Below are 12,832 nucleotides of genomic sequence, written 5' to 3'. Positions count from 1 at the left end.
GCCATCGATGATGCCGACCGCCGCGGCCGCCGAGTAAAGGACAAAGGCGAATTCGCCGCCTTGTGCCATGAAGACCGCGCGCTCCAGGGCTTCGCGGTGACCTGATTTCAGGATGCGGGCGACGATGTAGATACCGAATGCCTTCATCACCATGTAGGCGACGACATAGATGGCGATCAGCCGCCAGTTCGCCGCGACCACATGCAGGTCGAGCGACATGCCTACCGCGAGAAAGAACAGGCCAAGCAGGATGCCGCGGAAGGGTTCGATGTCGGCTTCGAGTTGGTGGCGGAAGGTCGATTCAGACAAAAGCACGCCGGCCAGGAAGGCACCCATCGCCATCGACAGGCCGCTGAGCTGCATGGCGAGGGCGGAGCCAAGGACGACCAGAAGTGCCGCCGCCGTCATCACCTCGCGGGCACGGGCATCCGCCAGGATGCGGAAGAACGGGTTGAGCAGATAACGGCCGGCCACCACCAGGCCGATGATCGCGGCAAGGCCGATGCCGATTTCGGTCAGCCGCTCCATCAGGCTGGTGTCGGTACCGCCGGGCGCCAGGAACGCGATCAGGGCCAGCAGCGGCACGATGGCAAGATCCTCGAGCAGCAGGACCGATACGATGCGCTGGCCTTTCGGTGCGGCGATTTCACCGCGTTCCTCCAGGAGTTGCATGACGATCGCCGTCGAGGTCAGCACGAAGCCGGCGCCGGCGACGAAGGATTGCGCGATCGGAAACCCTCCAGCCATGCCGACACCGGTCAGCAGAAGCGCGCAGACGCCGACCTGCAGCGCGCCGAGGCCGAAGATCTCACGGCGCAGGCCCCACAGCCGCGACGGCTGCATTTCCAGCCCGATGATGAACAGGAACATCACCACACCGAGCTCGGCGACATGAAGAATGGCTTCCGATTCGGAAAAGACGCCGAAGCCGAACGGACCGATCACCACGCCGGCGGCCAGATAGCCGAGGATCGAGCCAAGGCCCATGCGCTTGAAGATCGGAACGGCAACGACGCCGGCAGCAAGCAGTGCCACCACCTGAACCAGATCACTGCCCGATGCTTCCGCCGCCATGCCTCTTGTCCCTGTGTCTAGCAGAAACTCCTTGCATGCAGTTGGAGTGGGAGGCAAGGCGAGAAATCTGCCGGGAAGGGTAGGGCGCCGCTGCAACGATTCACCTGGTGGAACAACGGTCCCCGCTTGCCTGCCGGACGTTCGGCATCTATATCAGGTATATGCCTGACTATTCGTCCCGTCCGTCTTCGACGCCACATATCCCGATGGATGCGCTCAGCGAAGTTCTGCAAGACTTTCGCTTGAGTGGTGTCAACTATGGCCGCTGCGAGCTCCGGCACCCATGGAGCATAGACTTTCCGCAACAACAGCTGCTTCGGTTTCACTTTGTCGGCCAGGGCCCGTGCTGGATTCATACTGAATCGCAAGGCTGGCAGGAGTTGCGCGATGGCGATCTGGTGCTGCTGCCGCAAGGCATCGCCCATCGGCTGGCGAGCGCGCCGGACGTTGCAGGGGACTCGCTCGAAGGTTGCCAGGTGATCAAGTTGGGGGGCAACGTCTGCGAAGTGGTACGGCAAGGAACGGGCGCCACGAGCACCCTTTTCTGCGGCTCCATGGCCTTGGACTCCTATGCGCTCAACCCATTGATAACGTTGATGCCGCCCGTCATCAAGGGTTGCGACGTGGCCGGCAATGACCCGGTCGTCGGTCCTTTGCTGGCGGCCATGACGGTGGAGGCCTCGCAACCGCAGATGGGCAGCGCCACGATTCTGTCGCGTATGGCCGACTTGCTGACGGCCCGGCTCATACGCTGCTGGGTCAATTGCAACGGAGCCTCGACCACCGGTTGGCTCGCAGCCATCCGCGACCCCCATATAGGCCGCGCTTTGGCGGCCATGCACCGCGACCCCGGCCACAACTGGACGCTGGGAAGCCTGGCCGGCGTGGCAGGCCAATCGCGTTCGATTTTCGCCGAGCGTTTCAGTGCGGTATTGGGGGAGGGTGCCGCACACTATCTCGCCCGCCTGCGTATGCAGCTTGCCCGCGAATTGCTGGGCCAAAACGGCTTGTCGGTTGCCGAAGTCGCTACCCGTTTGGGCTATGATTCCGAGGCATCCTTCGCGCGCGCGTTCAAGCGCATCACCAATGTCTCGCCGGGCGTTGTGCGCCGCACAATTCCCGGACGAATGGATATGAATTTCGGATTCTAAGATACATATCATCCGAGCGGACTCGCCTATTTAAGACCTCCAAACTTTGGAGATCTTTCCGTGACTGACACAACATTACAGATTGAAGACGCCGCGATTGGCCTTGATGCCGATGCACCAGCCGCGTGGAGTTCAGCCACCTGGTTCGCGGTCATTTCATTGGCGGCCACCAGCTTTGCCCTGGTGTCGGCCGAATTCCTGCCCGCAGGTCTGCTGACGCCAATGGCACGCGATCTCGGCATCAGCGAGGGGACGGCCGGCCAGGTCGTCACCGCCACCGCTTCCGTCGGCGCCGTGACGGCCATGTTGAGCAATGTTCTCATCGGCCGCTTGAACCGCAAGGCGGTGCTGGTTGGTCTCAGCGCTCTTGCGGTCGGTTCCAATATCCTGGCGGCGCTGGCGACCGATTTCTGGCTGTTGCTGTTGGGCCGGGCCGGGCTGGGCATCGCTCTCAGCGCTTTCTGGGCACTTTCGGTCGCCGTCGTGGCGAGGCTGGTTGGCGCCAATGCGACAGGTCGGGGCATGGCGATCGTCACCCTCGGCGTCTCGCTTGCCACCATTGCCGCACCGTCGATGGGCGCGTTGATCAGTGACTGGATAGGGTGGCGCAGTGCCATGGCCATGACGGCGGGGCTGGCCGCGCTTGCCATGCTGCTGCAGTTTCTCAGCCTGCCGACCTTGCCTGCAACGGCAAGCAACAGCCTTGCAGATGTATTTCGGCTGACCCGGCGGCGCGGCATCCAACTCGGCATGCTGGCTATTGTTTTGCTGATGACGGGGCATTTTGCCGGCTCGGTCTATGTGCGTCCCTTCCTCGAACAGGTGACACTCCTTACAACCGGACCGATTGCCCTGGCTCTGCTCGGGTTTGGCATCGCTGCCGTGATCGGTAATGTTGCCGGCGGCCGCATGGCCGACACCAACATCCACATGGCCCTCGCAGTCACCGCGGCGTTGATGGCGGTTGCGGCACTTACTTTGGTGCTTTGGGGCTCGCATATGGGCGTTGCCTTCGGCTTCGTTACGCTGTGGGGTTTCGCCTTTGGCATGGCGCCGGTGGTGCTGCCGACCAATATGTCGCGCGCGGCGCCTGATGCGCTGGAGGCAGCGGGCAGCCTGATGGTCACCTCTTTCCAAATTGCCATCACCATCGGCGCGGTTGTCGGCGGCTATGTCGTGGACACCTATGGCGCGACCGGGCCTTTGACTCTGACCGCTGTCCTTGCCGCATCGACCGCCGTCTTGGCGCTGCTGCAGCCACGCAGCTGAACTTTGCTGCCGCTGATAAAATAGCCTGAATCCGGGCCGCCGCCGATGTTGCAGGCGCGATACACAAGTTGAGGCCGGGAACACGTTGCATCTTGCCGCAATCGAAGGCTAAGGACGCTCGGCTTCGGCCATTGGAGGGTGATCGACGATCAAGTCGCGCCCTTTTTGAGGAGATGACTGACATGAAGAAGTTTTTGTTTGTTGCCGTCGGCCTGGCGGTGCTTGCCGGTTCGGCTTGCTCGAAGGCGCCCGAGTGCACGGCGGAAATCGCGACCAAGAAGGCGCAGGACATGGCTACCGCGCTGCAGGAAGCGATTACCAAGGACCCGTCCAAAGCGGCTGATCTGACGGCCAAGGTCCAGGCGGTGACAACCAAGTATCAGGGCGCTACGACATTGGCCGACGCCTGCAAGGCCTATGACGAACTGACGGCCACAATCAAAGGCTAACGCCCTGATTTGAGATCAAGGCCTAAGCGCCTGATTCGATGGGTCAAGGGAGAGGGCGGTGACCGTGGGGTCGCCGCCTTTTTTTCGGATTTTCAGTTCGGCGCGATTTCAGTTCGGCGCGATGGAGCCGACTTCGACTGCGTCGACGCGCTTCAAGCTCATGCCGATCACCGGCACCAACTGGTCGTCGACGCGCACGGCAATAGTCACTGTCATCGAATTGTCGTCAGGGATGCGAGCCTGCATGACGCCGCGCAGCTGGTTGCGGTTGATGGTGAAGACCACTTTGCGGGCATCGACGACGTTGCCGCCGATGATGTCGAGGCCGGAACCGGCCGCGCCACCCATAAAGCTGCCCTTGTAGCCCTCGCGGCCCTTGCGCTCGATCTTGGCCGACATCGGCTGGGTGAACATGCCGACCCGGCAGCCGCCGTCGAGCGACATGCCGACCTTGCCGTCGGGCGTCGAGCCGGTGAAGCTGCAGTTGAACTTGGTGCCTTTGTACTTGCCGGCGACGATTTCGCCGGGACCGATCCACTTGCCTTCAGCAGACTGGAAGAACTGCTTGTCCGGCTCCGCCGCAGATGCCACTCCGGCAATGCCGACGACTGCCGCAATCACCGTTGCCAGGGGCAGGACGCTGGATAGAATTACGCTTTTCATCGACGACACCCGGCAACAAAGATGCTGTTTGGAACCCGTCTGACCATGAACAAGATTGGTTAATGCTTCGTCACCGAGGAGCCGCGGCAGAGCAGTCCGGTAACGATTCCGAATGTCCGGACACTCCAGCCTGTCTCACTTGCCGGATGGGGTCGTTTCACCATCTTTCCTGGTTGCGAACGATGTCAGCGCCGAGAGGAAGTCGCCCAATCCGGGACGCTTGGCGGCGCTGAAGGGCAGGGGTCGCGCCGTCTCCATCGCGGCGATGCCGATGCGCGCCGTCATCATGCCGTTGACGACGCCCTCGCCAAGCTTGGCCGAAAGGCGCGCGGCCAGGCCGTGGCCGACGATCTGCTGGACGAAACTGTCACCGACCGCGATCGAGCCGGTAACCGCCAGATGCGCCAGCACGCTGCGCGCCAGGCGGAAGAAACCCAGCGTTCCGGGCCGTCCGCCATAGAGCTCCGACAGGCGGCGAATGAGCCGCCCGGCCTCGAATACGACATAGGCGACATCGACCAGTGCGCGTGGACTGACCGCCGTCACCAGCGAAACGCGTTTGGCGGCCTCGAGGATCATCACCTTTGCCCTGGCATCGAGGGGGCCCAGAATTTCTGCCTCGGCCAGGCGCACGAGATTGCCGCCGTCGATGATTTCGCCGCGCAGTTCGGCCAGCGCGCGCCGGCCGGCCGCGGTCTCGGGTTTGGCCGCGACAAAGGCCGACAGCTCGTCGACGACCGATCGTGCCGCCTTGGGATCGTCACGCTCGATTGCGTCGAGCGCCCGTTTCTGCAGCTTTTCGACCTCGGCGAGGCGGCCGATCGCCAGGAATTCGCGAATCAGGATCACCATAAGCGCCAGCACGGCGATGGCAGCCATGCCGGCGGCCAGCCAGCCCAGCCATTCGGCGCGCGCAAAGAGGTCGCGTATGAGCTGGTCGGTCCACAAGCCGACAGCCAGCGAAACCAGCACGCCAAAGGCGCCGAAGAAGATGCTGCCGAGCAGCGAGCGTTTCCTGGGGGCAATGGCCGGTGGCGGCTCCGCGGCAATGATGTCGGGCTCGTCGAAGACATCGACTTCCGCCGGGAGGACCATCGCGACATCGGTCTTCATCGCGCGCGGTTTGCGCTGGGCATCGGCCTGGGGGCGCGGCTCAGGGGCCGTTTGTCTCGGTGGGGTTTCCGGTTCGATCCGGAACGCTGCCGGCTTGCGGGGCGCGGTCATGCCAGATGATCTCCGATCAGGAACTGCAAGGCACGGTCGAGCCTGATATGCGGCAGCGACAGGGTGATACCTTCAGCCGTTCGTTCTAGCTTTGGCGGACGGAAACGGACGAAGCGGATTGCAGGGTCCGCGGCATCCTGCTTGTGATCGGCTCCCGAAAGATCAAAAACTGCATCAATTTTCTCCGGTAAGTCACCAGGAAATATGGCTGTTTCAGTTTTTCCATCGAAAGTTTCACCGTTGATCCTCTCGCCGGCGATCGGCGTGCCGATAATGACTGGCAACGTCTCCCGGCCTTGCTTGACGGTGCCTTCGCGCGTCGCGCGCACCGCCGCCATGGCGACCACGTCGACATCGGCGCCGGTGAAATTCGCCCGTGCCACGGCTCGGTCGGCAAGCCGCCGCACGATCGCCTGCAGGCGGTCATGGCTTTCGTGGTGCAGATGGTCGGCCTTGGTCGCGGCAACCAGGATGCGGTCGATGCGCCGCGAAAACAGATCGGTGAGGAAGCTGCCCCGGCCAGGTCGGAAACAGCTGAGGATCTCGGTCACCGCGCGTTCCAGGTCGGCCATGGCGCCGGGGCCGGCGTTCAGCGCCTGCATGGCGTCGATCAGCACGATCTGGCGATCGAGGCGGGTGATGTGTTCGCGAAAGAAGGGTTTGACGACATGCGTCTTGTAGGCCTCATAGCGCCTGTCCATCATGGCGTGCAGCGACCCCGGGCGCGGACGCCTGTCGCCGATCCCGGCCAGGGGCGCGAAGGTCAGTGCCGGCGAGCCTTCGAGATCGCCAGGCATCAGGAAGCGGCCGGGCGGCAAGGTCGAAAGCGCCCGCTCGTCGAGCTTGCAGGCCTTCAGATAGGCGGCGAAGTTCTCGGCTAGCCGGCGCGCCGTCATCTCGTCGGCATCGGCGTTCGGATCGATCCCGGCCGACAACGCCCGCCAGCTCTGCGACAGGTCCTCGCGCACCGGCAGAACGGCCATTTCGAAGGCTTCCTGCGAAAAATCGGCGAAGGACTTGCCGAGCAGCGGCAGATCGAGCAGCCATTCGCCGGGATAGTCGACAATATCGACCGACAGTCTGCCCGAGGAAAACATGCGGCTCCAGCCGGAGGCCGATTCATATTCGATGGTCAGCCGCAGTTCCGAAATGGCGCGCGTCGAATCGGGCCAGGCGCGGTCGTTGAGCAGGGCGGCAATGTGGTCCTCGTACTGGAAACGCGGCACCGCGTCGTCGGGCTGCTGCTCGAGGAAGGCGCGGGCGATGCGACCCGATTTCTGCGCTTCGAACAGCGGCAGGCGCCCGCCATGGATCAAATTGTGGACTAGGGCCGATATGAACACTGTTTTGCCGGCGCGGGACAATCCGGTCACGCCGAGGCGCAGCGATGGGCAAAAAAGCCCGGTGGCGCGGCCTGACAGCGTGTCGAGGGCAATCCTCGCCTCGTCGGTGAAGGTGGTCAGCGATGATGCCAAAATATGCTCTCTCGGACTTCGGTCCGCCCGATATAGGCTCTACAACCAGGCTTTGAAATGGCTTCAGAGATCGGCCGGCGTCAGGAACGCTTCGAGATAGCCGGCGCCTTGAGCGGCGCTGGCAAGATCGCCGTCGAAGCGGACGACCGCCAGGCCTGCGGTCGGAAACCCGTGGTTCAGCGTGGCCCGCGCGGTTTCGTCGCCGTCGCCCGAAACTGCCATGGTGAGGTCTTCCATCATCGGGTTGTGGCCAATGACCAGCAATGAGCCCGATCCGCCATTGTCGCGGATAAGGTGGAGGTAACCGGCCGCGTCCGCGCTGTAGAGCGCGTCGAAGAACAAGACCCGGCCGGTGTCGGTCTGGCCGGCCAGGCCTTCCAGCGTCTCCTTGGCGCGTTTGGCATTGGAGCAGAGTGTGCGGTCCGGAACATAGAGGCGGGAGCGCATGGCGGCGCCCATCATTTCGGCATCGGAACGGCCGGACGCGTCGAGCGGGCGATCGAAATCCCGCATGCCGGGCAGTGCCCAGCCAGCCTTTGCATGTCGCAACAGATAAAGCCTGCTCACCCAACCTCCGAATGCCGAAGCCTCCCGGGATTAGCCACGAGAACGGCGTTGCGCACAATGCCCGTGCTCTTCAAACACAGCGAATCACCCAATGCTGCTTGCTGCAAAGGCGCTTGCGTATCGCCCCGGGATCACGGCCGATCTCGGAAAGCATGTGCCACCGGATCCAAAGTGTCTCGGCGGAGTTTGTACCAAAGCGACCGTACGCGGCTGCAAAGACCCGTGGCGGGATACTTTAACAATTGCGTGAAACAGCGGCCGATTGCGCTTGTGCAGGCGTCGGACGACGAATATATAGGCGCCAAATTTGGGGCAGTTTGGGTGAGTCGAATGAACGACATCGTTACCGCCGATTACGTACCCTCCGAAGACGAGCCGTTCATGAACGAGCGGCAGAAATCCTACTTCCGCTCAAAGCTCGTCACCTGGAAGAATGACATATTGCGCGAAGCGCGCGAAACACTGGAAATCCTGCAGCAAGAAAACGCCAACCACCCCGATCTGGCCGACCGCGCCTCTTCGGAAACCGACCGTGCCATCGAACTCAGGGCCCGTGACCGTCAGCGCAAGCTCATTGCAAAGATCGACTCCGCCCTGCAGCGCATCGACGAAGGCACTTACGGCTATTGCGAAGAGACCGGCGAGCCGATCGCGCTGAAGCGGCTCGATGCGCGTCCGATCGCGACATTGTCGATCGAAGCGCAGGAGCGGCATGAGCGCCGCGAAAAAGTCTATCGCGACGACTGAAGGTCAAGGCCGGCGGCGCACGGCCGGCTGTCCCGAACGAACTCGATCCTGAAAATGGCCGGTTTTCCGGCCATTTCTATTGGTGCGGCATCCACCGCTCTGAGGCGCGCGAAGGCCGCAAACCCTTGATATTTGGCGCTTGGACGAGGTGGTTCGGCAGCGGACCGGCGACGATGTTTCGCGGGATAGCGACCCGGCCGCCGCTCATCTCTTCTGACTGGAGAGTTCGCCGAGAAGCTTGGTCATCTCGTCGTCGAGCGACTGCGGCGCCGCCGGCTTGCCCACCGGGCCGCCCGAACGGGGCTGGTCCAGCGACACTTCGAGCTCCCTCATCAGCGTGTCGTCGATGCTGTCCTGCACCGGCTGCGGTGGTGGCGGGGCGTGCCGGGCGGTGTTGGCATTGGCGGAGCCGTAGGCCGGCAACGGCGTGACATTGGTCGGCTGATAGCTTTGCGTTGCCGGCTTCGTTGCAGGTGCCGGCGGCGCTGTTGGACGCGGGCGGGCGGGCGTCGTGTTCACCGGCTGTGGAGCGGGTGCCTGTCTCGCCGGCGGCGGAGCGGGTTGCGGCGGACGTGGCCTTGTTGCTGCCGGGGCCGCGGTGGCCGGGACCGGCTGCAAGCCACCGTCTCCAGTCAATGCCGGCCGGCGTAGCGCCGAAAGTCGGATATCGCGCTCGACGACGACGTCAGTCGGGCCGCCGATCAGAAGCAGGTGCTCGATATCGTCACGGCGTATCAGCACCAACCTGCGATGGCTGTCGACGGCGGTGGCATCCATGACGGCCAGTCGCGTCTTGCGGTTCCGGCCACCGGCGACGAAGGTTCCGAATGTCAGGTTGCGCACCAGCTTTATGATGACGAGAACGATGACCAGCAGGACAAGCGCTGCAAACGTCCACAACAATGCTGCGGCATAACCGGGACCTGCCACGCTATCGAGCCATTGCATTGGGTTCCCCTGATCGCCCTTGGAAGTGACGAGACACTAGACCGTTGCAGCGGGCCACCGCAAGTTGCGTTTCACGCCGGTGAACAGCTAGAAAAACTCCGAAGCCCGGAAGACATCATTTTTATCCGACATTTGCCGCCCAGGCCTTTTCCGGACTAGGAGAATGTGATTCAACCCGCTAGGGGCGGGTGTCGGAACACCGGAATTCACGAGCAGGGGGCACATGGCCAAGGAAGCGCGCGGCGATTTCTATCCGGTACCGATCGTCGACCAGAATACGCGACCCGGCGCGGTCACCCGGCTTATCATTTTCATCGTCGTTCTGACGGGGGCGGCGATCGTCTTCGGGCTTTTCCGCGAGCGCCTCGGCGATCCTTTCCTGCTCGGCATGCTCGGCGTGCTGGCGATGATCGGCGTCGGCTTCCTGTTCGCGACGGCGATCGGCTTCGTGCAGGTCACGCCACGCTCGACAGGCGACGAACTGTCGAAATCCTTCGTCGATTCGATGTCGCAGGGGCTTCTCGTCACCGACACCAAGGGCCGCGTCGTCTACGCCAATCGCGCCTATGCGGATATGACCGGAGCATCGTCCGCTGCCGACCTGAAGACCGTCGAGGGATTGCTCTCGGATGTCCCCGAAGCCTCGGTGACGATCTATCGCCTGGCGTCCGGCCTGCGCGACGGCCAGTCGGGCGACGGCGAGTTTAGGCTCGCACAGTCCATTCGGCCCGGTGCCGAGCCTGGCGCCCGCTGGTACCGGGCCCGCGCCCGCGCCTTCAGCGTTCCAGGCCAGCGGCTGCCGATGCTGGCCTGGCAGCTTGCCGACATCTCGCAGGAGCGGGCCGAGCAGGAGCGCTTCTTCCTCGACCTGCAGAAGGCGATCGATCACCTCGACCACGCGCCGGCCGGCTTCTTTTCGGCCGACCAGGAGGGCCGCGTCACCTATATCAACGCCACGCTCGCCGAATGGCTGGGCATCGACCTCACCAGCTTCACGCCCGGCGCCGTGTCTCTGTCGGAGATCGTGGCCGGCGACGGCATGGCGCTGGTCCGCTCGGTCAAGGCCGACCCCGGCACCACACGCAACGCGGTGATCGATCTCGACCTGACGACCACGACGGGCGAAGCGCTGCCGGTGCGCTTCATGCACCGTGTTTCGGCCAGCCGCGAAGGATTGAACGGGCCGACACGCACGATCGTGCTCAACCGCACGCAAGGCGAGGATGCCTCTGCCGATTTGCGGGCTTCGGAAGTGCGCTTCACCCGCTTCTTCAACTCGACACCGATGGCGATCGCCGGCGTCGACCACAATGGGCGCATCCTGCGCACCAATGCGCCGTTCCTGTCGCTGTTTTCGTCTGTCGTCGATCGCGACGCCGTCGACCGTCGCGTAAGGCTCGACACGGTGATCCACGAACGCGACCGGCCGGCCTTCGCGGCTGCCTTCGAGAAAGCGCAGCAGCGGCAGGCCGACATCGAGCCGATCGACACGCTTTTGCCCGGCAACGACGAACGGCACATCCGCTTCTACGTCAACGCCGTCGCCGACGGCACCGGTGGCGAGGGCGCCGAGGAGTCGGCCATCGTCTACGCCGTCGAGACGACGGAGCAGAAGGCGCTCGAAGGGCAGATGGCGCAGAGCCAGAAGATGCAGGCGGTCGGCCAGCTTGCCGGCGGCATCGCGCATGATTTCAACAATGTGCTGACCGCCATCATCATGGCGTCCGACCTTTTGTTGACCAACCACCGTCCGTCGGACCCCTCCTTCCCCGACATCATGAACATCAAGCAGAACGCCAACCGGGCGGCTTCGCTGGTGCGGCAGCTTCTGGCCTTCTCACGCAAGCAGACATTGCGGCCGGAAGTGCTCAACCTGACCGACGTGCTCGCCGATCTCAGGATGCTGCTCGCCCGCCTGGTCGGCAACGACATCAAGCTGAAGGTCGACCATGGCCGCGACCTGTGGCCGGTCAAGGTCGATATCGGGCAGTTCGAGCAGGTGGTCGTCAACCTTGCGGTCAACGCGCGCGACGCAATGCCGGCGGGCGGCGATCTCACCGTGCGCACCCGCAATGTGACCGCCGAGGAGTGCAAGGCCTTTTCCTACCGCGAACTCGCCCCGGCGGACTATGTCGTGGTCGAAGTCGAGGACACCGGCAGCGGCATCGCGCCCGACGTGCTGAAGAAGATTTTCGAGCCTTTCTTCACCACCAAGGAAGTCGGCAAGGGCACCGGCCTTGGCCTGTCGATGGTCTACGGCATCATCAAGCAGACCGGCGGCTTCATCTTTTGCGATTCCGAAGTCGGCAAAGGCTCGACCTTCCGCATTTTCCTGCCGCGTCACATCGCCGAAGCGAAAAAAGCAGGCGAGCCCGGCGATGCGCCGGCGGCGCCGACAAAGGTCGCCGATCCGGCCAAGGATCTGTCGGGCTCGGCCACGGTGCTGCTCGTCGAGGACGAGGATGCCGTGCGCATGGGCGGCATGCGGGCGCTGACCTCGCGTGGCTACACCGTGCACGAGGCATCGTCGGGCGTCGAGGCGCTGGAAGTGTTCGAGGCACTGGGCGGCAAGGTCGATATCGTCGTTTCCGACGTGGTCATGCCGGAAATGGACGGACCGACACTGCTTGGTGAATTGCGCAAGCGCCAGCCGGACATCAAGTTCGTCTTCGTGTCCGGCTACGCCGAGGACGCATTCGCCAGAAACCTCCCGGCAGATGCGCATTTCGGCTTTCTGCCCAAGCCGTTTTCGCTCAAGCAACTGGCGACGATCGTCAAGGACGTGCTGGAGTCTTAGAGCCTTTCCCATGTTCCATCTTGCACAACGCCGTGACAACGCCATGATTGCGGGTGAAACGGCTGGAAGGCTTAGGGGGAGCAACTGGTGACGCCGCACAACGAAGCGGACAAGGACGACTACGCCGACACGGTTTTGTTACCGGGTGACCCGCAGCGCGCCGAGTGGATGGCGCAAACGTTCCTGGAAGCGCCGCGCTGCATCAATCGCCGCCGCGGCGCACTTGGCTTCACCGGGCTGTTTGGCGGCAAACCCGTCAGCATCCAGGCGACGGGCATCGGCGTTTCATCGTTTCTGATCTATGCGCATGAACTGCTGGACCATTATGGCGCCCGGACGTTGATCCGCACCGGCACCTGCGGCAGCCTGACCGCAAAGGCAAAACTGCGCAGCCTTGTCATCTCGCAATCGGCGCAGGCGGAAAGCGCCCAGAGCGGCCAGGTTTTCGTCCTTTATGGACCCGCTGGC

11 protein-coding genes and 1 pseudogene are annotated in these 12,832 nt (G+C 63.4%); 6 read left to right on the top strand and 6 right to left on the bottom strand.

Translation table 11 applies throughout. From position 1 onward, the window contains the following. A partial coding sequence (locus EN964_RS10040) for a monovalent cation:proton antiporter-2 (CPA2) family protein (RefSeq protein WP_206528704.1) occupies positions 1–1,074 on the bottom strand: 1,074 nt, incomplete at its 3' end. A 161-nt stretch (positions 1,075–1,235) separates the two neighbouring features. Here EN964_RS10040 and EN964_RS10035 point away from each other — a divergent pair. The 3 genes from EN964_RS10035 to EN964_RS10025 all read left to right on the top strand — a co-directional run bounded on the left by EN964_RS10035 (position 1,236) and on the right by EN964_RS10025 (position 3,943). Then, on the top strand, positions 1,236–2,225 hold the full coding sequence (locus EN964_RS10035; RefSeq protein WP_023813030.1) for an AraC family transcriptional regulator: 990 nt from the start codon (positions 1,236–1,238) through the stop codon (positions 2,223–2,225). Between the two features lie 60 nt (positions 2,226–2,285). Continuing rightward, the gene (locus EN964_RS10030; protein ID WP_127273253.1) at positions 2,286–3,494 is read left to right on the top strand and encodes an MFS transporter; all 1,209 of its coding nucleotides are present in this window, start codon (positions 2,286–2,288) and stop codon (positions 3,492–3,494) included. A gap of 182 nt (positions 3,495–3,676) precedes the next feature. Then, positions 3,677–3,943, top strand: a complete 267-nt coding sequence (locus EN964_RS10025) for a hypothetical protein (protein WP_127271315.1) — start codon at positions 3,677–3,679, stop codon at positions 3,941–3,943. Between the two features lie 108 nt (positions 3,944–4,051). Here EN964_RS10025 and EN964_RS10020 read toward each other — a convergent pair whose 3' ends face one another. The 4 genes from EN964_RS10020 to EN964_RS10005 all read right to left on the bottom strand — a co-directional run bounded on the left by EN964_RS10020 (position 4,052) and on the right by EN964_RS10005 (position 7,872). Beyond that, positions 4,052–4,606, bottom strand: coding sequence for a hypothetical protein (locus tag EN964_RS10020; RefSeq protein WP_127276332.1), 555 nt, complete (start codon positions 4,604–4,606; stop codon positions 4,052–4,054). A 135-nt stretch (positions 4,607–4,741) separates the two neighbouring features. After that, positions 4,742–5,830 carry a YcjF family protein gene (locus tag EN964_RS10015; RefSeq protein WP_127271311.1) on the bottom strand — a complete coding sequence of 363 codons (1,089 nt, stop codon included), beginning with the start codon at positions 5,828–5,830 and terminating at the stop codon, positions 4,742–4,744. After that, positions 5,827–7,305, bottom strand: coding sequence for a YcjX family protein (locus EN964_RS10010; RefSeq protein ID WP_127270623.1), 1,479 nt, complete (start codon positions 7,303–7,305; stop codon positions 5,827–5,829). The genes EN964_RS10015 and EN964_RS10010 overlap by 4 nt, the downstream gene beginning before the upstream one ends. Positions 7,306–7,368: 63 nt before the next feature. Further along, positions 7,369–7,872: a histidine phosphatase family protein gene (locus tag EN964_RS10005; protein ID WP_127270625.1), complete on the bottom strand. Its 504-nt coding sequence runs from the start codon at positions 7,870–7,872 to the stop codon at positions 7,369–7,371. A 330-nt stretch (positions 7,873–8,202) separates the two neighbouring features. On the opposite strand from EN964_RS10005, the gene dksA reads away from it, so the two are divergent. Then, positions 8,203–8,619: an RNA polymerase-binding protein DksA gene (dksA, locus tag EN964_RS10000; protein WP_013531862.1), complete on the top strand. Its 417-nt coding sequence runs from the start codon at positions 8,203–8,205 to the stop codon at positions 8,617–8,619. Between the two features lie 204 nt (positions 8,620–8,823). Here dksA and EN964_RS09995 read toward each other — a convergent pair whose 3' ends face one another. Further along, the gene (locus EN964_RS09995; RefSeq protein ID WP_127271309.1) at positions 8,824–9,567 is read right to left on the bottom strand and encodes a flagellar biosynthetic protein FliO; all 744 of its coding nucleotides are present in this window, start codon (positions 9,565–9,567) and stop codon (positions 8,824–8,826) included. 223 nt (positions 9,568–9,790) lie between these two features. On the opposite strand from EN964_RS09995, the gene cckA reads away from it, so the two are divergent. Together cckA and EN964_RS09985 are read left to right on the top strand one after the other, a co-directional pair. Beyond that, the gene (cckA, locus tag EN964_RS09990; protein WP_127271307.1) at positions 9,791–12,364 is read left to right on the top strand and encodes a cell cycle histidine kinase CckA; all 2,574 of its coding nucleotides are present in this window, start codon (positions 9,791–9,793) and stop codon (positions 12,362–12,364) included. A gap of 87 nt (positions 12,365–12,451) precedes the next feature. After that, positions 12,452–12,832 (top strand): annotated as a pseudogene (locus tag EN964_RS09985) (purine-nucleoside phosphorylase); the annotation flags it as partial.

Origin of the sequence: Mesorhizobium sp. M7A.F.Ca.CA.001.10.2.1 (assembly GCF_003998575.1) — a bacterium.
GTDB lineage: Bacteria > Pseudomonadota > Alphaproteobacteria > Rhizobiales > Rhizobiaceae > Mesorhizobium.
This window is presented reverse-complemented; position numbering and strand designations above follow the sequence as displayed.